The organism is Antarctobacter jejuensis (genome assembly GCF_052266595.1).
Lineage (GTDB): Bacteria > Pseudomonadota > Alphaproteobacteria > Rhodobacterales > Rhodobacteraceae > Antarctobacter > Antarctobacter jejuensis.
In genome coordinates this window covers 1-24,512 of sequence record NZ_JBQQXJ010000020.1, presented here as the reverse complement: position 1 = coordinate 24,512, position 24,512 = coordinate 1, and the positions used below count along the sequence as shown (strand labels likewise).

At 58.4% G+C, this 24,512-nt stretch carries 24 protein-coding genes; 6 read left to right on the top strand and 18 right to left on the bottom strand.

Annotated elements, in window-relative coordinates; all coding sequences use genetic code 11:
* Positions 1-62 precede the first annotated feature (62 nt).
* The gene (locus tag ACTXGA_RS21290; RefSeq protein WP_443396729.1) at positions 63-1,163 is read right to left on the bottom strand and encodes a helix-turn-helix domain-containing protein; all 1,101 of its coding nucleotides are present in this window, start codon (positions 1,161-1,163) and stop codon (positions 63-65) included.
* 9 nt (positions 1,164-1,172) lie between these two features.
* Positions 1,173-1,859: a hypothetical protein gene (locus ACTXGA_RS21285; protein WP_443396728.1), complete on the bottom strand. Its 687-nt coding sequence runs from the start codon at positions 1,857-1,859 to the stop codon at positions 1,173-1,175.
* 308 nt (positions 1,860-2,167) lie between these two features.
* On the opposite strand from ACTXGA_RS21285, the gene ACTXGA_RS21280 reads away from it, so the two are divergent.
* From ACTXGA_RS21280 to ACTXGA_RS21270, 3 genes are read left to right on the top strand one after another with little or no spacing between them, the layout of a single operon-like run.
* Positions 2,168-2,374, top strand: coding sequence for a helix-turn-helix transcriptional regulator (locus ACTXGA_RS21280; RefSeq protein WP_443396727.1), 207 nt, complete (start codon positions 2,168-2,170; stop codon positions 2,372-2,374).
* 44 nt (positions 2,375-2,418) lie between these two features.
* Positions 2,419-2,646: a hypothetical protein gene (locus tag ACTXGA_RS21275; RefSeq protein ID WP_443396726.1), complete on the top strand. Its 228-nt coding sequence runs from the start codon at positions 2,419-2,421 to the stop codon at positions 2,644-2,646.
* Positions 2,647-2,660: 14 nt separating this feature from the next.
* Positions 2,661-2,903 carry a hypothetical protein gene (locus tag ACTXGA_RS21270; protein WP_443396725.1) on the top strand — a complete coding sequence of 81 codons (243 nt, stop codon included), beginning with the start codon at positions 2,661-2,663 and terminating at the stop codon, positions 2,901-2,903.
* A 22-nt stretch (positions 2,904-2,925) separates the two neighbouring features.
* Here the strand turns inward: ACTXGA_RS21270 and ACTXGA_RS21265 are convergent, their stop codons facing one another.
* The gene (locus ACTXGA_RS21265; RefSeq protein ID WP_443396724.1) at positions 2,926-4,155 is read right to left on the bottom strand and encodes a MobA/MobL family protein; all 1,230 of its coding nucleotides are present in this window, start codon (positions 4,153-4,155) and stop codon (positions 2,926-2,928) included.
* A 60-nt stretch (positions 4,156-4,215) separates the two neighbouring features.
* On the opposite strand from ACTXGA_RS21265, the gene ACTXGA_RS21260 reads away from it, so the two are divergent.
* Positions 4,216-4,485, top strand: coding sequence for a hypothetical protein (locus tag ACTXGA_RS21260; protein ID WP_443396723.1), 270 nt, complete (start codon positions 4,216-4,218; stop codon positions 4,483-4,485).
* An 8-nt stretch (positions 4,486-4,493) separates the two neighbouring features.
* On the opposite strand, the gene ACTXGA_RS21255 is transcribed toward ACTXGA_RS21260, so the two are convergent.
* From ACTXGA_RS21255 to ACTXGA_RS21200, 12 genes are all read right to left on the bottom strand, one after another.
* Positions 4,494-5,627, bottom strand: a complete 1,134-nt coding sequence (locus ACTXGA_RS21255; protein ID WP_443396722.1) for an AAA family ATPase — start codon at positions 5,625-5,627, stop codon at positions 4,494-4,496.
* A 121-nt stretch (positions 5,628-5,748) separates the two neighbouring features.
* The gene (locus tag ACTXGA_RS21250) at positions 5,749-7,137 is read right to left on the bottom strand and encodes a tyrosine-type recombinase/integrase (RefSeq protein ID WP_443396721.1); all 1,389 of its coding nucleotides are present in this window, start codon (positions 7,135-7,137) and stop codon (positions 5,749-5,751) included.
* 376 nt (positions 7,138-7,513) lie between these two features.
* Positions 7,514-8,575 carry a site-specific integrase gene (locus tag ACTXGA_RS21245; RefSeq protein WP_417729567.1) on the bottom strand — a complete coding sequence of 354 codons (1,062 nt, stop codon included), beginning with the start codon at positions 8,573-8,575 and terminating at the stop codon, positions 7,514-7,516.
* A 264-nt stretch (positions 8,576-8,839) separates the two neighbouring features.
* Positions 8,840-9,169 (bottom strand): DUF2190 family protein, encoded by a 330-nt coding sequence (locus tag ACTXGA_RS21240; protein ID WP_417729565.1) that lies wholly within the window; start codon positions 9,167-9,169, stop codon positions 8,840-8,842.
* Positions 9,170-9,173: 4 nt separating this feature from the next.
* Complete coding sequence (gene gpW / locus ACTXGA_RS21235; protein WP_417729564.1) at positions 9,174-9,398, bottom strand: gpW family head-tail joining protein; 225 nt, start codon at positions 9,396-9,398, stop codon at positions 9,174-9,176.
* On the bottom strand, positions 9,398-11,146 hold the full coding sequence (locus ACTXGA_RS21230; protein ID WP_417729563.1) for a phage major capsid protein: 1,749 nt from the start codon (positions 11,144-11,146) through the stop codon (positions 9,398-9,400). Before ACTXGA_RS21230 ends, gpW begins: the two co-directional genes overlap by 1 nt.
* The gene (locus tag ACTXGA_RS21225; protein WP_443396720.1) at positions 11,133-12,494 is read right to left on the bottom strand and encodes a phage portal protein; all 1,362 of its coding nucleotides are present in this window, start codon (positions 12,492-12,494) and stop codon (positions 11,133-11,135) included. The genes ACTXGA_RS21230 and ACTXGA_RS21225 overlap by 14 nt, the downstream gene beginning before the upstream one ends.
* A 261-nt stretch (positions 12,495-12,755) precedes the next feature.
* Positions 12,756-13,658: a XamI family restriction endonuclease gene (locus ACTXGA_RS21220; protein ID WP_417729561.1), complete on the bottom strand. Its 903-nt coding sequence runs from the start codon at positions 13,656-13,658 to the stop codon at positions 12,756-12,758.
* A gap of 2 nt (positions 13,659-13,660) precedes the next feature.
* Positions 13,661-14,845, bottom strand: coding sequence for a DNA cytosine methyltransferase (locus ACTXGA_RS21215; RefSeq protein ID WP_443396719.1), 1,185 nt, complete (start codon positions 14,843-14,845; stop codon positions 13,661-13,663).
* A 202-nt stretch (positions 14,846-15,047) separates the two neighbouring features.
* Complete coding sequence (locus ACTXGA_RS21210; protein WP_443396718.1) at positions 15,048-16,802, bottom strand: phage terminase large subunit family protein; 1,755 nt, start codon at positions 16,800-16,802, stop codon at positions 15,048-15,050.
* The gene (locus ACTXGA_RS21205) at positions 16,792-17,316 is read right to left on the bottom strand and encodes a DNA packaging protein (RefSeq protein WP_443396717.1); all 525 of its coding nucleotides are present in this window, start codon (positions 17,314-17,316) and stop codon (positions 16,792-16,794) included. Before ACTXGA_RS21205 ends, ACTXGA_RS21210 begins: the two co-directional genes overlap by 11 nt.
* A gap of 432 nt (positions 17,317-17,748) precedes the next feature.
* Positions 17,749-20,001, bottom strand: coding sequence for a DUF5906 domain-containing protein (locus ACTXGA_RS21200; protein ID WP_443396716.1), 2,253 nt, complete (start codon positions 19,999-20,001; stop codon positions 17,749-17,751).
* 415 nt (positions 20,002-20,416) lie between these two features.
* On the opposite strand from ACTXGA_RS21200, the gene ACTXGA_RS21195 reads away from it, so the two are divergent.
* Positions 20,417-21,595: a DUF6538 domain-containing protein gene (locus ACTXGA_RS21195; protein ID WP_443396715.1), complete on the top strand. Its 1,179-nt coding sequence runs from the start codon at positions 20,417-20,419 to the stop codon at positions 21,593-21,595.
* 198 nt (positions 21,596-21,793) lie between these two features.
* Here ACTXGA_RS21195 and ACTXGA_RS21190 read toward each other — a convergent pair whose 3' ends face one another.
* The 3 genes from ACTXGA_RS21190 to ACTXGA_RS21180 all read right to left on the bottom strand — a co-directional run bounded on the left by ACTXGA_RS21190 (position 21,794) and on the right by ACTXGA_RS21180 (position 23,137).
* Positions 21,794-22,165 (bottom strand): BRO-N domain-containing protein, encoded by a 372-nt coding sequence (locus tag ACTXGA_RS21190; RefSeq protein ID WP_443396781.1) that lies wholly within the window; start codon positions 22,163-22,165, stop codon positions 21,794-21,796.
* 75 nt (positions 22,166-22,240) lie between these two features.
* On the bottom strand, positions 22,241-22,522 hold the full coding sequence (locus tag ACTXGA_RS21185) for a hypothetical protein (RefSeq protein WP_443396714.1): 282 nt from the start codon (positions 22,520-22,522) through the stop codon (positions 22,241-22,243).
* Between the two features lie 84 nt (positions 22,523-22,606).
* On the bottom strand, positions 22,607-23,137 hold the full coding sequence (locus tag ACTXGA_RS21180; RefSeq protein WP_443396713.1) for a DUF2256 domain-containing protein: 531 nt from the start codon (positions 23,135-23,137) through the stop codon (positions 22,607-22,609).
* A gap of 1,246 nt (positions 23,138-24,383) precedes the next feature.
* Between ACTXGA_RS21180 and ACTXGA_RS21175 the strand changes: the two genes are divergently transcribed.
* Positions 24,384-24,512: transposase (locus ACTXGA_RS21175; RefSeq protein WP_443396780.1), on the top strand; the 129-nt coding region annotated here is incomplete at its 3' end.

Here is a 24,512-nt window from a genome sequence, read left to right as displayed (position 1 = left end):
CCACCGTTGATGACAAACTGCGCCTGCTGACCTCTCACAGCCAGCAGGGCACCCATCATACTTTATTCGACAATGCGCAAAGTCGGGCGTTCATTGCTGTTGCCCACATCGCTTTGATCGGTTCTGGGCAATATCCCTGAAAGCAGCATTTCCACTTCACTCACGGGCAAATATAGATCGTCCGCCAAATTCTGTAGGTTCTTTCGATCCGACCAAAGCTCGGACAAAATCTTCCCCCAGAGAACCGAGCTTTCTCTGGCGATCCCATCTGGCTCTCCGCTCCTATATCCCCGTTTCCCTAACTCAATGCAGATGGAGCGATATTGCCACTCAGTCAGCATGGGCTTGTTAAAGTGGCTCAGACGATAAGCCAGGGCCATAGCTGACACACGCCACCGTTTCTTCGCTTTGATGATGAGGTTTGCGGTAATGAGACGAGGCATTCGGGCACGAATATCTTCTTCCGGCATCAAAAATGCAGCTGCAAATCTGTTGGCCTCCAATTCAACAGAACGAGTTTCTCCATTCGCGCCAGATGTCTCGCCATGCTTGTGCAAAACAAGGTGACCCAATTCGTGAGCTGCATCAAAAATGCTACGCTCAGCAGATTTGTAAGAATTCAAGAAGACATAAGCGCTGTTGTCCTGCCAGAAAGAGAATGCATCCACGTTAGCTGTGTTCTCTTCCAATCCAAGAACGCGGATACCCTTGGATTCAAGTAGCTTAAGCAAATTCGGGATAGGATCATATCCAAGCCCCCAATGCTGCCTCAGCGCCTCAGCGGCTGCTTCTGGTGTCAATTCCGGGTCGAAAGGAGGGAGGTCGAGCGGCGGCAAATTGAAGTGACTATCCAGCCATGAATAGACCTCCACACCAATCTCGCCAGCCGACAATGCTGCATCCCGTTCCTTGGCGCTCATACTTTTCAGGCTGCGGAAGCTCACAATCTCTTTGGTAAGTGGTGCCGGTTCCGCTTTGAAGAAAAAGGAAGCAGGGTAGTCCAGAACTTCTGCGAGCTTTTCTACTGTTACGGGATCGGCTTCATTTTGGCCGGTTTCCAATCGAGTGATTGTTACAGGTGATACGCCTGCTTCTTCTGCGAGTCCTTTTGCCGTCAGCCTGCGCCGTTTTCTGGCGAGGCTGAGTCTTTTGCTGCTAAACATTTTTTCACGTCACTTCCGGGTCACGACGATATCCAGGTCGGATTCGTCGGCCGGTTCATCAACGCCGAAGTCAATCTCGTCAAGGTCATTCCCATCAAGTAGGAAAATCCGCTCAACACACCGCAAAAAGTTTCCGCCTTTCACAATGGGTAGGCTGAGTTCCATAGCCCCGTTTTGATCAACCATCAGGTAATAGGTTTTGTAGTCGCCATGGAACTTCACGACGCTGACCGGGAGATCAACACCTGCGGCATCGAACATATCACCGCAGGCGACACGCTCGGAACCTGCGCCTTTGCGAGAGCGGGCTTGAGGACTAACTTCGCCACAAGCTTCATGCACATTGGCAAACAAGACCCTCAGCTTCAGTTCCTCATTGCAGATGCCTTCGACACCTTCGCTACGAAAGAACTGCCAATGGTCGCCCATATTTTCAGCCCGCAGCCCCTTGACGCCATCGGCGTATGAAAAATAGCCTGCTGCGTTCGCTGGGTGGAGCGGGGATGCGCTTGTGCGGGCGGCCAAAGCGTGGTGGCCAGCCGCAATCAGTCGGTCACGTTCGAGTTCAAGCTCTGAAAGGCGTGCATCGCCTTCATGCAAATCTTTGAGGGTGGTAGGTTGGATGGATTCCATATCGGGCCTGCTCGTGTTAATTTTTGATGCCTCGATTGTGGTTGAAAAAATTAACATGGTCAAGCCAGATGTCGCCAACCGTCGCAGAATGCGTCGCCGGGCAACCAAGCCGATACAAACACGTCCATGACCTTTTTGCTCAACTCATGGGGTTGAAGACCTAATGTCTTGCCCTCATACTTTTAGCAAGCGATCTCCGCTGGCAACCCGACGGTCACGGCACGGCGCTGGGGTTTTCAGGGTAATAGTTCGCTGTGATAGACCGGGTGAGCATGGGCATCAAAAAGTTGCCACGCGCCCTTCGGTTTTTCAGAAATGGCCAATATTAAGCTCGCGGCGAATGCCGCGAGCTTAATATTGGAGACTTATCCATGACCCATTCGCCGAAAATGCAACCCCAAGATTCCCTCGTCGATATCAAGACCGTCTGTGTGACCCTGTGCCGGTCCCGCGCCAGCATCTACCGCGACATTCAACGCGGCAATTTTCCAGAGCCGATCAAGCTGGGCGGCTCGTCGCGCTGGCGTATGTCTGACCTCAACAAGATCATTGATCCCGCTTTTCCGATGGCTGCATGAGCCGCCGCGTTCTCACAAGCAACATTTACCATTAAGGAATCAAAATGAACCACATCACCAACCTGACCTATACCGAAACCGAAGGGCTTAAACTGGCACTTGCCCAACTCATCGACGAACGGGATCTGGATGCCGCAATTTCTTTGCTCGAAACATCCATTGAGTTTGCAGGAACCGAAAATGGCGGAATGCGGGCTTTGATGTTCAAAGCGCTCTTTGATGTAGCGCATTCGAAGATTGCCGTGTCGTCGACTGATCTGCCTCAGCATTGAGAAAGGACCAAACAATGAGCTGTGAGAAGGTCCAGAGCATCATCGAAAGAACCATCCGGCTGGACCGGGATATGTATGGCAATCCTCGCTATTTCACTCCGGCGGATTGCTATCCAGTTGAACCGGGCACACGCCAGGCTCGTGCCGTGGGCCTCCACAAATATCGTGGCGAGGCATACCGTCTTGGGTTTGTGGTGCAGAGCTATGACTTGAAAGATTCCATCGAAAGCTGTGTGCAAGGATGCGCTGACAAATAGAAGTAGCCAATTACCACGCGCCTCATGCCCCTCGCTCAGCCCCGCCGTCGCGGGGCTTTGTCTTTTCTGGCGGGAGGGACTGATGGTTTTCCTGCTCGGGTGCTTCCGGGTGCGAGCGGCGTTGCCCCTCATGAGGCAAAAGCCGCGCCCTCAGGGTGTCGCGTAGCATGATCAACTCACGATAAATCCGCCGAACGCCACGCCCCCGGCGAAGACGGTGAGCAAGCCCAAGGCGAGCAAGCGGGGGGAACCCCGATTGTCGCCCTGGGCGCGGTTGAGCGCGGCTTGGCTGCGGGCAATTTGCTGGCCCTGTGTGGTTTCCAATTGGTCGATAACCTTGGTCAGGCTGGCCAGCTTGCTTGAATGGTGGTCGATTTCCCTCAGCAGCTTCGACATTCCTGCTATCGCGTTCTCGCTGTTTTGCGACGCCGCCGTCGCGCTGCGCCTTGTTGCTTCCATTGCCTGCTCCCAATCGAACGGTTCCTGCATTTTCCTGTTCCTCTTTCAGTTGGTTGATTTCTCGGATGATCGTATTCGCTTCGGCCCGGGTGTGCCCGTGGTCGATATGCTTCCATTTCTCTTTGCTTGCCTTCTTGGCCTTGGGCGTTGCCCGGGCACTCGCGCCCTCGTGGATTGTGGGAACCCTGTCGATGCCACGGTCTGCATAAGACAGGTGGCTTATCTCGAAAGCCGGGCCAAAGCCCCAGCCGCGCATCATCTCGTTGTGAAGCTCGGCCCACATTTTGGCAGCGCCTTCGATGGCGTTTTTCCGGGCGAGGCCAAGTGTGCTTTTGGGCCTGCCGCGCCCGCCAGTTTTCTGCTGCACATCGAAGAACACGAAATGCGCGTGGGGATTTCTTGTGTCATTGCCGTGCTGGTCGTGGATGGCCGCGACATACCCGGCAACGCCTTTGGTCAGCCGCTCCGCAAATGCCCGCGCCAGCGCCTCTCTCTGTGCCGGGGTAGCTTCCACCGGCAGAGCAATCACGAGGCGCTCACAGACGCGCCCCTTGCGCCTCTGGGCCTCTTCTTCGGCAAGGGAGGCAGTCTTGGGGTGGGAGTCGCCAGAAAGCCGCTCTTGCATTACCACACGCGCCGCCTTGGGGCGGGTGATATAGCGAAGATGGGCCGCTGTCTGGCCCGGCTTTGCTGCACGGGAATCAACCGTGCGCTTCTCTGAGAATGTCTTTACCGAATGCCTAAATGAAAACAGTGCCATCCATTCCGTGAGGGTAGCGTGGATAAAAACCATGTTTTTATCCGTTGTGCGCCTTCCCTATCTCCTTCCCGGACCGGAAATAGGGACCAGTCAATGAAATCGAAAAATCCTGATATCCTGGCCGACAAGCGAAAGCAGAACGGGCAGATACTGATGATGATCTCGAACTACTGCCGTAAGCACCGCATGCTCGATGTTGGGCTCAGAAGCCTGCCGATGGAGGCGTTCGAGGCTATCGGCAATGAGATCGTGGATCTGTTCGTGGAGCGCGTAAGGGAGCACTCAAAGGAAGCGGCCCCAGAAACGGGGACGCTTGGCCGGAAAAAAGGCGCTGATCGTCCGACGCGCCCTCGGTCGCCGTAGAGGATGGGTCAGACCGCTGCTCCGCTCCCTGGCGCCCGAAGCCTTACACCATCCTGGGATTTTTCGATCTTGCCCTCGGCAAGCAGCGCCTCCAATGCCGCACCCACCTTTTTCCGCATGGTGTCGGAGTTTTGGCGGATCGCGTTGAAGGGTTCGCCGGACATCTGACCAACTTCCTTCGGCTTGTGCCATTCGCCCCCGTCTTGCTGGTGCAGATCAGTGAGGACACGCAGCAGGTCCTTGGCACGCCGACTGGCCAGCGTTGGCGCAGGCTTGTTGGCGGACTTGATGACTTGACTCTCGATCAGCGAACTGTCGGGCTTGAAGGGCACCGCCCAAGGCACGGTGGTCCTTTCGCCGTGCCGGTTATAGCCGATCTCAAAACCCTTGATTTTGAAGGCCAGGGGGGCGGGCTTTTCGTCTTCGCGTTGCTTATGAACCCGAATGAACACCGTTCCATCAGGATGTGTTTCGTCCGCCTTGTGCAGCGTGAACCCTGTATCCACATTGGCGGTAAGGGTTGTCGAGCCGCGCGGCCTTGATGATTCGGATGCCCCCATGTGATGAACAATCAAAACATGGGCGTTTGTCGTCTTAGCAAGGTAGTTCGCATTTGCCAGGACGCGCCCGGTATCCCGGGATGAGTTTTCATCGCCATCACCCATGCAGAGATTCAGGGTGTCGAAGACCACGACGAGATCATCGCACCCATGGTAATCTCGGAATGCCTTGGCATCGGCTGCAAACCGCTTGATCAATTCGGGATCTGACAGATCCACCGGCATGTCCAAGACCTCGAAGGCGGCGGCCCTGCCGGATTTCTGGCACAGAAACGGAAATGCCCGTTTCAATACGCCCCTTGCTGCCTCTGCGGCGACATAGAGGATTGCGGCGCGAGAAACGCGCATGCCGCAAAAGTCGCGTCCCATGGCGACATGTGCCGCAATGCTGGCCACGATTGCCGACTTTCCCAGGTTCGACGGCCCCGCGAACATGCTGACCTCGCCTGGAAAGAGAAAACGCTGCACAATGTAGTCGGGGTCGGGGTTGGGTTGATGCGCGTTCGCAGAAATTGTTTCCTGCCCGAGGATTCGAGGGCATTGATTGGCTTGAGTTTCTTGGAGATTGTTGTTTTTGTTCATATTTTACCTGTATCGTTAAGTTTTTTCAGCCCGTTTCCGGCGCCGAACAGGACATGGTTCCGCTCGGTCCGGACGAGAAACGAAAAGCGAACATTTTTTTTCGGACGGACGGACGCTCCCCCTATTGGGGGGCGTCCGTCCGTCCGGTGTCCCCGACAGAGTTTGCGTCCTCGACGATATGGTCCAGCGCTGCGCTGAGCTTGTTCAGGGCGACGAGCTTGGGGTCTTCCACCTCATTCAGAATCCGGGTGGCCACCATATAATGACCCGCAGAGCCACTAACGCCTGCGTTGGCGAAGCGGTTGCTGTGGTCGAGAATGGCCTCAATGGTCTGGACGGGCACTTGCAGCTCTTCGAGAAGGGTCGCGCCGGTGCGGCGAAGGTCGTGCCGCGTCCAGCCGCTTGTTTTGCTGCCCTTCTGGATTTGCTCGGCAATCCGGTTCCAGTTGTCCAGCTTTCCGCCATTGCGGTTCGGGAACACGAAAGCCTCTCCGTCCCGCTTCATGTAGCCGGGGAGAGATCGGAGGAGTTCCAGGGCGGCATTGCTGAGAGGCAATCGTTGAGACCGCCGTTTGCCGGTCGTGTCCTTCACCTCATGCTTGACCCATACCCCATTGGCGAAGTCGATATCCCCCCACCGAGCGCTGGCGACTTCCTCACGGCGAGCCAAGGTGAGCAGGAGAAAGCGCATCGCCGCAGGCCCAAAATCGTTCTTTGGAAGGATATTCCGGCGTCGGATCTTCTCCGGTGCAGGGTATTGCAAAAGCGGGAGGATGACCGCGATTTCCTCGACACTCAGGACGCGCTGCCGCTTGCCCGTGATCGTGGGATCGTCGCTTGCGGGGTCATGGACACGGCGCAGTTCGGCTGCATCGAGACGAGTAGCACGACCCGCTCCGATCTTGCCGAACTTGCGGCCACGATGCGCAGCCCAATCCAGCACTGGCGATAGGTAGGATAGCGCCCGTGAAACCTGGCCGTTCGCCGTATTCTTTCCATTCACTGGACGGACTGGTTGATAGCCATTTGCAGCCCGGCCGAAATCTTCCGCCGTGAGGCTTTCGACAGGCTCGTCGAGGAGTGGTTCGAAAACCCGTTCGATCGTGTTTCGAGTGTAAGCGGACGAGCCAGCGCCTCCCCTTGGGCGCCAGCCCTTTTTGGCCTGCGCGAAAACTGGCTGCACCTCGTCCAGCAGTTCCCGGAGGGTGATCTTTTCAACCTTAGCGACAGCTGGTGCGGAAGGCTTTGCCAATCCCTTGGTCTTTAGATCCACCCGAATTTGGCATGCAATTTCTCGCGCCTTCTTCAACGAAAGGTCGGGATAGGTCCCGATGGTGATAGTTGTGTATTTTCCAGCCTTATTGCGCATCATCATAGCGAACGACTTGTGGCCGGTGCGCGAAACGCGCAGCTTGAGCCCAGGAGTTCTGGCATCGGTGATCTGGATGCGGCCCGTGTCGGCTTTGATGTTCTGGATGAGCCTGTCAGTAAGGGGTTGAGTGGTGTTCATGTGGAACCTCGCGTTGATTGCGAGGTGCAGATTGGCCAATGTCCTTTTGCCTGAAGCGGGACTGCACGGGACTGCAAAGCGGCTTGGATTGCCTGAAATCGGCTGAGACAATGCGAGACAAAGCTTGCGTCAGAATGTCGCAGGTCATTCGACGAAATCCCAGCAATCTTCCGGGGTTAGCCTGTCTAACCCAGTGTCAGGTCGAGTCAGTCGATAGCATCCTGAGCTCGATGCAGAATGATTGAAAATCCTCGTGTCGGTGGTTCGATTCCGCCCCCGGGCACCACTTCCCAGACGAAATATTCGTTTTCAATGGGTTGCATAGCGGTTCTGTCCCACCCGTTCGCACCGGTCCCAAAAGTGGGACACTTTCGTTCTATTTCTGTCCATCTGTCAGCCTCTTAAGAGCGGACTCCGCGCGGGTCTTCTGTCGCGCTGCGCGTGTGTAGCGGGTCACTTCCTTTGAGGTCCGGTGACCGGTGATCGCCATGATCTCGAATTCCGTGCAGCCAAGTTCGGCCAGCCTCGCTGCCGCCGCCTTCCGCAAACCGTGCAGCGGGCAATCATTGAGGCCCGCTTCGCGCGCCCACTTTCGGAATCGGTTGCCAAAGCTGCCCGCCGTCCAAGGCGTGCCACGCTCGTTCACCAGATAGGTGAGGTCGCCGGTTGGTGTTGCGTCGATGATCCGTTGAAGTTCGGGAATGATCGGAATTTCCATGCGCACAGGATTGCGGTTCCGCCCCTTGTGCTGCGTGAAGGTCAACCAGCCGTCGCGTGCGTGCTGCCGTCCAAGCTGGATCAGATCGGACAGCCGCTGCCCGGTGTAGAGCGCAAGGGCCAAGGCCAGCCGGGCTTGAGATCCGACAGGATGCTTGTTCTCGAATTTCTCGATTTCTTCGATGGTCCACGAGTGGAAGCCTTCCGGGTTGCCCCGCAGGTATTCGACTGACGCCGCCGGATTGCGGTCGTGCAGATCATACTTCACCCCGTAGGCATAGAGTTGGCGCAACGCCTTCACCATGCCGTTCGCCGCCTCGGGACGGTCGGACAGCTCATCGCGGCGCAACCTGACATGGCGCGGTTCCATCAGCTTGAAAGGCTTGTCCCCATCTCCCTTGTGCTGGCACATGCGTTCGAGGATCGCGCGGCGCACCTTCTGCGTTCTCGGGTCCAGCTGTTTGAAACCCGCGCTCTTGAAGTATTCGCCACAGAGCCACCGGACGCTTTTCGGCACGACAGGCGCAACCTTTCCCGGTTTATCGGTCGCGCCCTTCACCGACTGCGGCCCCTTTGCAGCGCGGCGATAGTCCGTCAGGAATTCGGGCGAACCGATGGGACCGCGCAGCCGAACCTTTGGCTGCCCTGCCTTGCGATAATACAGGCGCACGTTTCCATGCCGGTCTGTATCTTCGACCACATATTTCACTCTGAATTTCATCCCGACTCCCCTTTCATTCGTCCCAAGGGTTCAAGACCGCATCTTCCGCGCCTCCGGGCAAGTCTTCGATTGCCGAGTCAATCTGGCGCACATCCCAGAAGACGCGCGTATAGATGCGCTTAGCCGGGGGCATGATTTTGTCGGCAATCATCCTGTCGAAAGTGACAGGGCTAACCCCGACGTAGGCCGCAGCCTCAGCCCGAGACAGCAGCCGGGCGCAGGGCAACGGCAGAACGCGGGTTTTCTCAGCTGCGGCCCTCATGGTCAGAAGCCCGACAAACGCACGTTGACCGCGCCCGCGCCCGTGCCGGCCGCAGCAACAGCGACGCCCAGTTTCGTGTTGTCGGTTGCCGTGATCGTGGCGAGTTCCGCGGAATCGTCCCAATAGATCACGTCGCCAAGCACCACGTCATCGGCTGCGACCTTGGCGATTTCGAAGACGCCAGAAGTTGCCACGTCCACGGAAGCGCCGCTTGCAGCATCGCCCAAAGCAATTCCGACGATTTCACCGGCGATGACCGGTGCGCCGCTGGTCACGGTTGCGGGGGCGGGAATGGTCAGATTGTCCCCGCGTTGAATGAAGTTCGTTGCCATCGGATCAGACTCCTTTGCTGGTCTGAAATTGGATCATGCGGGCGGGTTTCGCCGCGCCTGCGATTTGGGATTTCAGGTCGAGGATATAGAGGCGCAGCGCGTCGCGGTTGGCGGGTCGGAATTCGACCCGCTCGCCGTTGCTGTCATAGACTGCGACAACCGCCTGACCCGTCATGAGGTCGTGCCACGCGGTTTCCGCCTCAGTCAGCCGTTCGGCCAAGGTTGCCATCAGCTGTCACCGGGATTCTTGTATGCGCCGCGCCAGTCGGACCAGCCGCAGCCGAAGTCGAGGAAGGCGCGATATTCCATGCCCAGCGTGCTCCAGGCTTCCTTGCGCTGGATTTGCACGCCCTGCGCCGATTGCAGGTAGGCAAACTGCAACGCCGGAACCCGTGCCGGGTCAGCAAACAGCCACCAATCGTCCGAGTCTTCCAGACGCGGTTCCACGATGAGTTCCAGACGCGATGCGAAGGGGTTCGCGTCGTCCACTGTTGCCGGGTAGATTTCAGCCATCAAGCGTTCGGCTGCGGTCTCATGGTCCGGTCCCACCAGAAGGAAGCGCGGCTTGGCGTCCACGATGGTCTTGCCGTCCAGCCCCTTGGTCTTGCGCATCGCCTGCCGTGCGGCGTCAAGTGCCGACATATCACCCACGCTGCCGATCGAGGTGCCCGCGCCTGCGAGGTTGCCCCGCGCGGCGAAGAACACCGGGTTTCCGTCAGCCATATTCGGGTTGCTGGTCAGGATCGAAACCAGCTCGTCAGCTTCGGTCTGCGCCGCAGCCTGACCAATGGCAGAGGTCATATCGCCCAGCATGTTCAAGTCGTCGTCAATCAGCAGCTTGCGCGAAACCGAAATGGCGCGACCGAAGGTCTTGAGGCTCATGGACTCGCCGGTTTCCGCGCGGCTGGTATGGGTGAATTCGCCCTGTTCGGACATTTCTTCCATTCGCCCCATCTCGCCCAGGCGAATGGATTGCGAGGGCTTGAAGTTGGGAAGGGTGCGTTGCCGTGCCAGACGTTTCAACGGCGACTCGGCTGCCCGGTAGCTGTCCAGCGCGACCTTGCCCATCGCGTTGCTGACCACCAGCGGGAAGTCGGACGTGCCATGCGCCGCGCGGGTGAAGATTTCATCCGTCGAAAGGCCACGGGTCGCTTCGCCTGCGCGTTGCAGCGACTCCAGCGCCATATCGCGCAGCGTCATGTTCACAAAGTCACGGGACGCTTCCGGCAAGTCGCCGCCCACCATGCGGAAAGCCACTGCATCTGCTTGCCGGGTGCGGATCGTCGCCGGATCTTCGCTGGAACCATGAACACGGATGCGAGGAGCTTGCTCCCTTTGTTTCTCAAGTTCCCGGCGCAGTGCCTCTCGGATTTCTTCTTCAGTCAGTCCGCTGTCGATCATACGGGTTGCCCAGTCTTCGGACAGGCTGCACGCCTTGCGCAGGGTTTCGACCAGTTTTGTCCGGTCGTTCGTTTCATCAAGTGCCATGCTCTTACCTCGCTTTTTGGCATTCGGGTCTGCGGGGATTGCGACAAGCGAAACCTCTTGGATGGTCCACGCCGTCGCGGTTCGGGTTCGGGTGCCTTCGGTCACGCCATCGCGCCATGCGGCGACGCTGTAACCGACGCTGAAACTGGTCAGGGTTCCGTCGCGCACGCGGTCCACGATGGGGGAAACGTCCTGCGCGGTTGAAAAGGTGAGGTCTGCCACCACGGCCCCGTCTTCCAGCCGGAAGTTGCGGGCGCGTCCGATGGTGGCGGTTGCCCGGTGCCGGTCATGGGAGTCCAGAAGCGGCACATCGAGGCTTCCGAGATCCAGCGCCGCCGGATCAAGGACTTCCAGATAAGCGCCGCGCTGGTCACGTCGCCGGACAGGCGTTGCGGTTGCCACGGTTGCCGTGATGGTCAGCGGCCCTTCGGACGCGCCGCCGGGTGCCGTGACCGGCATTTGCCGAGTCAGCAGTTCAAGCGTTGTCATTATCGTTTTCCTTGAAGGTCAGGTTGAGCGCGGTTTCGCGGTCGCGGTCTGCGGCGATTTCCGAGTCCAGTTCGTCAATCGAATAGCCAAGCGAAGCCACCGCCTGACGGCGCGACATGAGACCAGCGCCCATGAGTTTCAGCGTCGCTTCTGCATCCTTGAGGGGGTCCACCCAGGGTTGCGCGGGGGGAATCCATTCGACGGCGAACAGGTCGTTATTCAATGCCGCATCGATTTCACCGGACAGCACGGCATTCGTCATCACGCGACGCCAGACGGGGTTCAGCAGTTGCGGCACCAGCGTGTGAAACTGGTAGGCTTCGACCTTCTGCCGGAAGCTGACCAGCGCCGCGCGAAGGCTTGAATAATTGGCTTGGCGCAAGTCACCCGTCAGCAGATGTTCCGGCACGTCCAGCCCCGCCGCGATGGTCCGGGTCATGTGCGACAAAAACTCTGCGACTTGCTGCGCCTGTTGCGGCGCGGTCGTATTCACGCGCCAACCCCCAGGCACTTTAAACATGGCGCCGGGTTCGAGGCTCTGCCCTTCCGCGAACGGCTCATCGCTGCCATCGTCCATCGCGTTTTCATTGGTCAGGATAACCGACAGCAGCGCGGCAACTTTGGCATTCGTTTGCAGCGCGTCTTCCAAGCCATCCAGTTCGGACAGCCGCAGCAGGACATTCGCCAGCGCCGACACGCCACGCACCGCCCCCGGCCCAGACGGACGATAGACATGCAACACGTCTTCTGCCGGAATGCGGATAGGTTGCGCGTAAGTCGGGAATTGGTCGGACGGTTTTGCAGGGTTCACCCAATAGGCCACGCGCCTTCCGAAGGCGTCCAGTTCAACTCCGTTCGCGATAAGCGCACCGCCCGCAAGGTCGCGGGTCATCGCCATATCCAGCATTTCCGCCGGGATTGCTTGCAGCTGGTCCCCGACCCACCGGAACAGGGCTTCGCCGTCGATGCGTTCGGAGCGCACCGCAGCGGCTTGCAGCCCTGCGAAGTCGGTCAGTTCTTCCAGATCAGCCCGGCGAGTCCACGCCTTAAAAGCCGCGTCCAGGCGCTTGCGGGTTTCCGGGTTCGGATGCTGCGACGTTGCTGTGATGCCTGCCCCCACCGCAGCCGTGGTCCAAGCGGTCACGCCCGAATGTGCCAGCGGGTTGTTCGCGGCAAAATGACGGGCGCGACGCTGCACAGGTTCCCGCGCTGCGGAAGCCTCGGCCGCCCAAGGGCCGAAGGACTGCGACCCGCCCCCGAAGCGGCGCTGCGTCTGAGCTGCCGCATCGTAACTGCGCACGACTTTTGGTTCGGCGGAACGCCGTTTGAAGTGATTGAAGAACCGCATTGTGTTGACTCACTGCCTGTGTTCGCTAAGCATCACGCACAGACAGAAAGTGAGTCAAGTAACTGATTTTATGCGCAAAAAATGTGAAATCCGCCAAGATGCGATAGAATCTATTTCGCGGACCGGGAGGCGTGACAAGATCGAATAGGATCAATCTTGAGGGATCTCATATGTCCCCATACGTCCCAAGCTGACAAGGTCACAAATTCGTGATATCGGGGAAGTTAGGGAAATTCGCAATTTTTTAGGGGGTCGCCGTGCTCAAATTCGGCTCTGCACCCACGCCGAAAAAGAATCTAGATCGTGAGACCAAAAGACTTTCACTCCCTCGTCGGTGAGGCGCTGAACGTCTTCTGGCTTTATAACGCCTTGCAGCAACGCGGCAGTTTCTACAAAGCTACCCCAATGTAATTTCCAAGCGGCAGCCTTCTTTAGAACGTCATTGATGCGCTTTACTGAGTTTGTCGCGTCGTTAGTTACCTTGCATTCCATCGCGGCTACGAATGAAGATGCAAACCCGCAGGCTATATCAACTTCCTGTGCGGTGGTAGTGGCAGTCGCAAAGCGAGTTTTATTCATGAAATGTTTTGACGGAATGGCGGCGCGAGTATCAATGGTAACGCTAGGCAGTTGCGTCCAGCCTTGAGAAAGCAACAAACTAACTACTGCACTTTCTTGTTCTGCGCTCAGCCGATTTCTTTTCTCCGTTTCTGTGAGCTTAGGGGCAATGAATGAAATCACTCGCTCTATCAGAAGTTCACGCTCCACAGCTGTGGGTGCTCGATTCCCTGATAGCCACGGCGCAATATTTCGATCCATCCATTGGTTTAATACAACTGAGACTTTTTTTACTGCTTCGGGGTTTTGCGGGCGACCGGACTTTTCAGACCCCTTAGACCATTCATCGCACAGGAGTTTGAATTGGTCTTGACTCTTAGGTGGAGCTAGCAAATGCCGGAATATCAGCATATGCCGTGCATCCCCTTCCAATGCAGATCGAAAGTCTCGCAAGTCATTTGAAGCAGCTAGTGCGTCTACGACCCGCAACCTTATTTGGGCTAGGGAAGCTGACCAGTCGGTTGCTTCCCCAACCGGGTCAGCGCCTTCGATGTAGAGCTTTTTTGCGTATTCGGCGTTCTCGCGGTTTTCTTTCGAGATGGGCATTCTTAGGCTCGCCGCTTTCGCAGGACTGGTGCGGACCGGCGGGACTCACCATTGCGAGCCTCGTCACGCTTTGTGTAAGCGATTGCAGCCATAAGTCTCTCGTCAAGCGGTGTTAGCTTTTCCACAGAGCGCCAGTCGGAAGGAGGGGTTTGAGTCTGTACCTTGTGCTCCAAGAGTGACAAAGCGACCGCTTTTGCGAGTTTCGGCGGGACAGCATTGCCAATTTGGCGGTAAACAGAAGCCCGCTTTCCCACCCATTTCCAAAAAGACGGAAACGACTGAATAGCTGAACATTCTCGGGGGCACAAACGGCGCAGGCCGTGAACCGGGTCGATCACCCAATCTTGCGCAGTACTCGCAGTCACTGTGCGAGCAGGAAGTGATGGGTCTGCTATAAATGCACCTTGTTTGTAGCCCCAATGGCCTCCCGGTCGAGTTGCTTCAGGTTTTCCACGCGACTTTACGCCACTTCCAGGACTGATCTCTGCCAGTTCTGCTGCTAGTTTGGGGGTGGGTCGAATAATCTCTTCCTCCGAAATATCGCGAACATTTGAAAGGCAACGTTTGAGGCTCACCCAACTTTTCAATCCACCAACCCGATCCTTTGAATGCGTTGGGTTTGGAAAGGAGGGGCAGTCACCAGTCCGATGGGCAATAACAAATAGACGAACGCGTCTTTGCGCAACGCCATAATCTGCGGCGTTCAAAAGACTTACAGCCGTTTGCCAACCTTCTTTACGCAAGTCTTCACGGAGAAGGGCAAGTGCAGATCCAGGTTCACCATCTAATCCGCGAGCCGTCAAAAGGCCACGCACATTCTCCATAATTATGAAGCGAGGGTCCAGCGAGTTTGCAAGCTTAATAAAATGCCGAAAGAGCTGTCCGCGTTCGTCTGCCAACCCTTTTTGATGGCCTGCACTCGACCAAGACTGACACGGTGGCCCACCAACTATAGCATCAAGGTCGCCGTTAGACATACCTCCGGCTCTTGCCAAGACTTCCGCGGCCGTAAGATCGCGAATGTCAGCCTGACCAACAGACGAGCGCTCTTGAGCTTTAGTGTTGGCGCGCAGTGTAGCAACAGCGTCCGAGTCCAAGTCTGACGCAAAGCGGCGAGACCAACCTGCCTGCTCAAATCCTAGGTCCAAGCCACCGGCCCCGGAGAACATTGAAATGAAGTTATGCATCCCTCTCCACCTTGTTTACTGCTTCGTTCGCGGGAACGTTTGTAGAACGGCTTGGTTACCGGTTGCTTTCCATGACATCAACCCAACTGCCCATCCACCTACCAGATAAAGGGCACAGTTGCACTGAATCGTCAAGAAGTTGGGCTTCTAGGTCGCTAGAGCTAATGCTTTGCAAAAACAGACATGGACCTGCCTCTGTCGCTCATGCTAGCCATCTCGATCTCACGATCAATGCGTCTACCTCTCTTGCTTTTTTGCTCGACAGTTCAACTTCGCGCCGGTCAAGGGCTTGCCCCACCAGCTGCCGAGCCGCCCACGCGTAAACAGTCGCGTCCAGCGTTTCCGCCCGCTTCCCCTTGATCCGGTCGAACCGCGCCACCGGCTTGCCGTGCGTGTAACGCACCACGCGGCGTTCTGAGGTCAGTTGTTCGAAGAACACGGGTTCTAGCGTCTCAGCAAACCGGACGCCTTCCCCACGCGACAGGCGGTTGAACAGTTGCGATTTCACCGCGTCGCTACCCACAAGCCATAGCGGTGCCCCCTTGGACCCGGATCGTTGCAAGAACGGGCGCGAGAACCCCGGCACGCCCTTAATGCTGACCACGCGGCGCCCGAACCTTGGGCGGGTGAAGGCGTGGACCAGATCAGTATGCCCCCCGTCGCCGGAGTCGATCGCGCAGGCGTCAATGCCGATGGTCCCGCCCTTGGCATGCGTCCAGCGTTCGCGCAGCAAGGAGTCGAGATCCTGCCAAACAGCTTCCCCGTCGATTGCCCCCCACAAGACCCGGTGATCGAGGATGAACAAATCACTGCGCCCGTGGCCCATCAGGACCAGTTCCAGGCGGTCGTCCTGGCAGTCCACTCCGCAGGTCAGGAACAGCACGTCTTCTGGCATGGTCGGCAGGGTGAAGGGTTCGCGCCGCTGGAACAGTTCGTGTTCGTCCAGGTCCTCGCCTTCGGCCTTCCACGGTTCGCCCAGCACAAGGTTTGTGAAGGTCTGCAAGGTCTCGGGTGATTTCTTCGCTTCCAGGAATTCCGCCACCAGCTTGCCCCACCGGGCGTTGTGGTGAGGCGAGACCAGCGCGTTGATCTTGAACCCCGCATGGCCTTTCACATGCGGCGCGGTCGCCCGCCAGCGGCCGGCTGCCACCATTGCCGGTTTCTGACGTTCTTCGACAACGCAACCATTCGACGGGCAAACCCAATGCGCCGAGTCTGGGTCGCCTTCGGTCCACCGAATATCGGCCCATGTCACTTCCGAGAATTCGCCGCAGCAGGGGCAAGGCACTTCGAAGACGCGCTTGTCGGATTTCTCATAGAGGCGGGTTGCAGGGCCGAAGTCGAAGACCGGCGTGCTGCCCGCGATGATTTTGCGGTCTCGGAAGGTGAGCGTGCGCATCTCGGCAAGCGCGATGGGGTCGCCTTCCTGACTGACTTCGTAACCGTCGATTTCATCGAGCAACAGGATCTTCGCCGTATGCCGTCGCAGGTTGCGCGGCGACTTCGCCGCCAGAAACTTGAGCGACCCGCCGGGAAACTTGCGGTTCAACATGGTGCTGCGCCCGGTTTCGTCCGCCTCATCCGACAGGATGCCCCGCAGAACCGGCGACGCCTCAAACAGGGCTTCGAGGTCCACGGCATAGTCCCGCGCGTCGTCCGCGGTCGGCTGCACGGCGAGGATGGGGCACGGTTGGTTCGCGCAGTAGGACGCAATGATGCCCGACAGAAGCTGAGTGTATCCCACCCGCGCCGATTTCAACACTGTGACGCGCTCTGTCTCGGGGTCGTCAATCGCTTCGCAGATACCGCGCTGATAGGCCCAAAGGCGCATTCGTCCCGGCGTCGCGGATGCGGTCTGCGGCAAGTGGATGTTCGTTTCGATCCACTCGGCAAGCGGGATGTTTGCGGGTGGTCGCAGGGCTTGCAGCGCATTTCGCCGGATCAGTTCAATTCCCATCTGCGAGTCCTTCCAGTGCTGCCCGGAATTCCCGGTCGATCTCGGCAACGTCATGGGCGGTCAGGTGCGGAAGGGTCGCGCCGCAGCGGCTGGGAACCGCCAGCATCGCCGCCCGCACGTCGCGCAGCATCGCAGCCCAGGCGCGTTCCACGTCCGATGCCTTGACCAGCTCGCCACGTGCTGCGGCGTTCTGAATTTCGATCTTGTCGGCCTGTTGCCGGGCAAGGCGCAGCTTTTCCGCTTCAAGGTCGGACTTGCCTAGGTGCTTCCCACCCGCATAGCCAAGCCGGGACGCCTTATCGCGCAGATCGCCAATATAAGTCTTGAGCGACGCCCGCACGTCATAGCGGCCCCTGACAGGGCGATGCAGCATCCCGTCGCGTGCGAGGGTGCGAACGCGGTTCGCCGTGATACCCAGCAGCTGCGCCATCTCGGATTCGGTCGCAAGTGCCGGGATTGCATCGGTTTCTTCGTCGCCAAGCAGGTCTTCGAAGTCGTCAAGATCCGCTGTCATGATGGTTGTCCCATTTCAAAAAATTCTGCAAAGCGCGTTCCTTCGCGGTCAGCGCCCCCCGCGGCCGGTCCCCCTTGGGAAGGACCCGTAGAAGCCATGATGCGACAGGCTGCATGATACGATTGAGCGACGGTGCGAGAGTGGTCCAGGTGTGGTCCACGTTCGGTCCACGTTGGAGAGCCCGAAAAACCCAATGATTTCAACGGTGATCCAAGTGGTCCAGGTGGTCCACGTTGAATCTCTCTAAGGCTTTTCACAGCACTTGGGATGCAGCGGTCGGCAACCCTTCTATGCGTCCCAAGACCCATACTGTGAGTTTTCCACCCGGCCCACCCGGCCCACGTGGACCACCCTTGTCTTTTCAATGGGTTACGGCCTTCCGAACGTGGACCACAACCCGGACCACGGCAAGCTGAACGTGGACCACGCAACTCAGCCATTTTCTTCACTCCAACTGAAATGCGCCTCATCCGATTTCATGTATCCGGCGAAGGCCCTGCGGCATTCATCCAGTTGCGGCATCCAATACGCGCGTTGACGGCCCGATCCTTCGGCACTGCCCCCGCGCCGCCGCCTTGTTTCCATCATGGGACACATTGCATTCAGCGACTTGGCAAATGCTTCCCGCCCTTTAGTGTCCCCGTGGTGCCTTTGCCGGTGCATCCAGTAGCAATAGTCGCTGTGAAGGTCGGTCTTGATGATTTCCAGCGGCCCACTGCGCCATTCGCTTTCATCCCCGAATTCTTCGCTGCCCGTGAAACCGGCACACAGTTTCTCGAACCACCACGCTTCCACATTGCGAAGTCCGGCAAGTTTCTGATCAAGGAGTCCGCGCGTCTGAGGTGGCTTGCCAATCCTGATACCGTCCGGCGTTTCCCAGGCCATGAGGAAGGCCATGAAGGCTGCCGCCCCATCACCCTTAATCTGCCGGTGCAGCGCATCGAAATAGTCGTGGTCTCCGATTCTGTGATCCGACACGTTGAATACGGCATAGCGCCGTTCATCCGCAGTCGCAGGCACGGCCCACTCTTCGTTCGTGCTGAAAATGACCCGGTGAAAGGACGGGATTTGCACCGCGTCCACGCCCTTACGTTCAATGCGGATCTCGCTATTCGTGATGAGCGATTGCAGTTTGCCCTTCGCTTGTTTGTCGCCGCCCCAGCTCGCTTCCTCGGCATGGATCAACAGCGCCGTGTCATAGAGGCCATTGAAATTCGAGGTCAGCACGTCCGGCGAATTCGCCAAGGCGTAATGGCGAGATCCGACAATCCGGCGCATCAGGTCCACAAGCGAATCCTTTCCTGCGCCCTTGCCGCCCTTCAACACCAGCGCCACGCGGGGTTTGTTCGCGGGGTTCTGCACGATGTCTGCAAGCCAAGACACGATGTAATCGAAGTGCGCCGTGTCACCGGACGCCCAAACGTCGCGGATATGGTTCACGATCAGGTCGCAGTTGCCGGTCTCATTCGGCTCAATCGCGAAGCCTTTCCAGAGGTTCAGCTTGTCCTTGTGAACGCGGCCGGACGGATCGAAGGTCAGTCCCCCTTCGAAGGTGGTGCGCTTTTCCGACTTGATCCATTTATCGCCGCGCCCTTGGAAGGCGTGAAGGTCTCGGAAAGCGCGAACGGAAATGAGCGACAGCCCATCGGCTTTCCGGTCCACAATCTGCACGTCCTTGCCGACACGCACCATTGCGTAACGGTCATTCAGGGTCGGTTCATCTTCGCCCAAGAGGTCTTCGAAGGGTTCGGGCAGGTCTTCCAGTTCTTCGTCCAGGCTGGCAACAATCGCGCGGGCGTAGGCTTCCCGTTCCATGAAAAGGATTGTCGCGCCCTTGATCCGTTGCCCCCGGTTGCTCTTGCCGAAAGAACGCCACTGGGAACGGGTATCGCGTTCACCCTTGTAGCGTTCGGGGTCGCGCTGGGACCACGCATCGAAGGCCCGGAACCCGGCTTCGCTGCCGCCGGTCTCATAGCACACTGCCATTCCCACGTTGCGCCATTCGTCGCGGTGAAGTTCCTTAGGGTCGATGCCGCGCAGCGCCGCTTCCAGCCGGTCGAGGGACAATGGGTCAGCGGGCGCAGCCGGTGCCATGCGTTCCGGCCGCTGCAACAGCGACACGTCCACCACAGGCGCACCGGTCAATTCCCAAGTCAGCAGGTCTAAGGGGCGTTCCCAGCAATAGGGTTGCCCCGTGTCTGGATGAATGCTGCCCGGTGCCACGACATAGGTGCCAGTGCCCTTCACGGCGACTTCCCATCCGTCCCCTTTGGCGATGGTCCAGGATGCGAGGGGTTCGGGCGAGAAAATGTAGAAGTGCCGCGACGCGCCACCGCTGCCGGAAATGACGCTGGGAAGGTCCATGGCGTTCGGGCAATGCCGCAGCAATGCCGCCCGCGCCTGCGGTTCGGCTTCCGGGGTCTTCACGTCGAAATCAATAGCGCAGAAGTAGCCAAAGAGAGCCTTGGACGGTTCACCAAGGCGAATGCCGACATTTTCACCCGGTTGCCGCTTCGCTGCGAAGGCGTCGCCGGTCAACACAGGGGCTTTGCTCCACCCCTTTTCGATTGCGGCTTTGCTTTTCGGCTTCACGCGCATCAATGCTGCATGAATCTCGCGCAGATCAGCCGTTTCGCGCATGATCTCGTCTTGCAACTGCGTCGCATTTGCAGTATTTTTGTCCATGTGGTTTCCTTTCATGTGGGTTCCACGGGTTCCGTTGTGGTGGCGGGACCAGCGAAGTGGCTAACGCCACGTCTCAGGGTCCAGGGGGTCAGTTGCATAGCCGCGACTGGCCCCTTTCTCGTCTTGGCGTATTTGGATTTTGGCGGTCAAACGATCTTCGCGATTGACCAAATGCCACTGACAAGCTCCGACTCCGATTCACGGTTGGGTTGACCGGAATCCCATCGCTTGCAGGGCAATAGTGGTGGGACGTAAATTCTGAATTTCTGTTTATTTGCCTATAGCGAAAAAAGTATCCCACTCGCGCGAAGCAATTGAAAACTAGAGAAAACTGCACCCCGCCCCCGGGCACCATTCCTCAGAGTAAACCCTTGTCACGCCTCAGCTTTATCTCAGGATGGAGCAAGCGTAGTACATGGCGGAGAACAAAACTGCAGCCTTCTCATTTGTGAAGGACGGGGTCTACTACTTCAGCAGACGCGTGCCGAAGGACCTGCAACACCACTACACCTCACGGAAGATCAGCTATTCGCTGCGGACCCGGTCAGCTCCGGTCGCGGCGTCACGGGCGATCAGGGCAGCCCAGAAGCTCGACGAATACTGGTACCACCTCAGGATCAAGGACACAGACCTGCCGGGGAAGCACATGCTGCGGCTGGTGCAAGGCGGTCAGGAGGTCCCTGCTGGAACGGTTCCGGCCATCCCCGCAACTGAGTCGGTCAAGCTGTCTGAGGCTGTTGGCATCTACCTCCGCCTCAAGGGGCAAGGGCATCCCGTCACCTTCCACCGGGCAGCCGAGCGGTCCTGCGGCTACGTCATCGACGTCTGCGGCGACAAAGACGTCACTGCGTACACCAAGGCCGACGCCAATGCCTTCCGCGACAATCTGATCGAGCGGGAACTTGCAGGCAGCAGCATCACCCGGGTTTTCGGAACGGTCCGGTCAGTGATCAACTTCGCCGCCGCAGAGACCGGGATCGACATCAACAACCCATTCGGGCGCGTCTACTTTGACCGAAAAGCAGGCGTGGAGGACCGCGCAACCTTCCCGCTGGAGACCATCCGCGACGTGCAAGCCGAGTGCCGAAAGCTGGACGACGAAGCCCGCTGGCTGGTCGCTCTTGTCTCGGACACGGGGATGCGGCTTGCCGAAGCGGCGGGACTGCTCAAGGAGGACCTCAAGCTCGACGACCCGGTTCCGCATGTGGTCATCCGAGAACACCCGTGGAGGCGGCTCAAGACCTCAGGCAGCACGCGCATGGTCCCTCTGGTGGGGCAAGCCTTGTGGGCGGCTCGGCGGGTCCATTCGAATACCGGTAGCAGCACCTTCGCTTTCCCCAGGTACAATACGACCGACCAGACGAACGCGAACTCCGCCAGCGCCGCGCTGAACAAATGGATGAAGCCAAGGGTCCCTGAACGATGCACGATGCACAGCTTCCGCCACTCGATGCGGGACCGGCTACGGGCGGTGGAATGCCCTGCCGACATCGTGGACCAGATCGGGGGATGGCAGACCGAGGGCGTAGGCCACGGCTACGGCACCGGTTATCCCCTTGAAGTCCTTGCCAAATGGATGCGAGCTGCAGAGTGACCCAAAGGCCATGTACTACGCTTGCTCCATCCTGAGATAAAGCTGAGGCGTGACAAGGGTTTACTCTGAGGAATGGTGCCCGGGGGCTGTGTTTTGTTCCCGCTGCAGGCACCGCCTCAGCCCTCGGCCTCAGCAAAACAAGGGGTACAGCGATGGCGATAGCAAGGTCAACAGGCACCGCGTGTACTACGGCAGGTACTACGGTTCCTCAGTGAGCGGATTGGGGAAGGCGCTGCTCAGGATTTCTTCCCCGGTCGCAACCTTCTCCTCACCCAAGATGTTGCTGCCGTCCTTGCGGGTAGCGGGGAGGACCACGCGGGTCACCCAGTCTTGGAACTCACGGGCGATGGGATGCACCCACTGCGCCCGCATGATTATCATGTACAGCCCCGATTCTGAGATCAGCTTGGCGTGTGGGTGCAGGCCCATCCCCCTCAAACTTTGAGGGGTAACCATTTTGTCCCTCGCATCAAGCGAGCGGAGCATGTTGTCGGGGCGGGAGTAGTCGAAGACACGAAGAAGATCGCCAGCCACGAACCACGGCTGGTCGTCTTTCTCAACGACGCGGATGTACGCCCCGTTGAAGTCGAAGGCCCCCTCCCTTCGCTAGGGCATGGGGGGAACCTTCAGCGAGCGCCCTTGGTGTCAGGCGCTCAGATATTTGACCCATTTTTTGGCCGCGATGCAGGTCGCCTCGGGGTCCACATCGAATTGCGCAGCCACCTTTTGGAAGGCGTCGAAGTAGCGGGAGTTGTGGACCCGGACCTCCTCGACACAGTGGTCTTCGAGCGCTGCGAGGAACTGCGGATGCCTGCGGATGATCCGGTTGAAGTTGGACCTGCTGCTTTCCCCGATGTTCGCCATGATGTCGGAGAACAGGATGGGAGCTTCCGGGTCCTCCTTCAGCCTGGCCTTCAGGAGGTCCACAGTGTCCGCCACATGTCCCTTGAGCGGCTTGTGCCGAGATCACCACGGGGGCGGACGCGGAGGACCGCGCTCATGATGGGCCGCTCAGGCAGCCATCGTCGATGGTTCGGCTGTGCCTTCCTGATCCTCGGGGCATTCCCCTGTGGGCGGTTCCGGGGCCTCGCCTCTGACCACAGCCTGAAGGCCGCTTTGCCATGGCGACATCTGGCAGTACTTCTCGGCGGCTTGGGGGAATGTCATGTACGCCGCAGGTGCCTTCCGATGAAACAGGCCGAGGATTGTCTTGTCAGGCCAGATGAACTTCGGGTTGGTAAGGACCCGCCGGAGTGCGCCGCCATGTGGCCTCCTTGCGGCCTGGATGACCTCCTCGACGAACCCCAGCCTGCGCCCCGGAGGCAGCGTATAGAGGCGTTCTCCCAGCCGTTTCATCAGGTCGTAGTCTTCGGCTTGCTGTCTGCGTTGGCCCGGGCTTGAAGCGGCATTCACGGGATTTGCGCTGCGGCTTTTCTTCTGGGCGCTGCGCTTGCGGCACTTCTCCGAGCAGAAGCGCTTGTTCGAGCGGTACGGGAACTCCTTCCCGCACATCGGACAGGTCTTGGTCGTTGGTGTTGTCATGTTAGGGATGTCGCTGCTGAGGACCGCGCACGACCGATCACCCGCATGCGCAAGGTGCAGCGGGGGCGGAGGTGTCGAGGACGGTGATTGGGAAAAGCGTCTTCAGTATACGTAGTAGGATGACTTTGGCTGAGACACTGGCAGGGGGGGCTTGGGTTTGAGCAGTTGTTCGGCAAGCTGGAGGAGAGCGAGCTGAATGCGCATACTGAACGAGAAGACGCTGAAGCTGTTGGCCTGAACCAGTCTTTCGCTCAGGCGGCGCTTCAGCAGGGACCTATGTGGGTGGTACCACCCCCACCACGTCCTTCCCCATCAAGAACGCTCAGCGTCAGCCATTGCGGTGCTTGAGGAGGAGACCAGACCAAGCCTGCCACCAAGTGCGAGGTGGACCGAGGACGAGATACTTCTTCAGGTCAAAGCCATAAGGATCTGGGCAACGTCCAGGAAAGCTGTGAGTTGGGAGGAGGACAGGATGTGGCCAAACAGGTCTGGCATTTGCCTCAGGCTAGCCATGGTCGTGTCGATCAGGGTGGACGTGGTCGAGATGGTACTCTTCCTATTGTAGCCTAAAGAAGACTGTACCAGTTGACCGGAGCGGGTGACTTGAGCGGCGGCAACAGGGCGTGCCACGGCTTCAGCAGAAGTCGCTTGCATGGTGTGTATCTCGGTTGATCAGGAATGAAGGTGCATCCTCCACCGGGTCAACCCCGCCAAGGCAGGATCACGGAGCAGAGGGTCGACCACATCGCCTTGCCCAGCAGAGCAGGAGGACAGCGCGGTCGATGTTATGCGATGGTGGCACCTAAAACCCCAGTTGGTCGACAGTTCCAATGTCCTGACCAAGTCGCAGAAACCCTCGACCGTCTCCTCTGTCTGGGTGAGACCATGGCCGCCCAGTTCGACCAGAACACAAGCTATGCTCGCACAGTCAAGAGAGAAGCTGCTGGATGGGGAGCAAAGTTAATGAATGAGGTCCTTTGGCAATAAGGTAGTCCTTGGCAAGGGCATCAGGGGCGCCAAGAGACGCAACCTGAGCAGAATGTCCCAAGGGTGCATGTGGTGGTCCCATCGACGTAACATAGGAAGGCGCCAACACGGTCGAAGAGACATAAACTGGAAGCGGCAGAAACCCAGGATTCGACTGACCGTGGGTCGCACAAAAAACCAAGGGAAGAGACAATTAGCCTCAGGACCCATTGATTTGAGCCGAAGGGCATGATTCACCGCACGAAAACAGAGCGGTGATATGTCTGATCTCTTCTGGCTGAGCGATGCGCAGATGGCGCGTCTAGAGCCCTACTTCCCGAAGTCCCATGGCAAGCCGCGCGTTGATGATCGGCGCGTGTTGAGTGGGATTATCTTCATAAATCGTAAT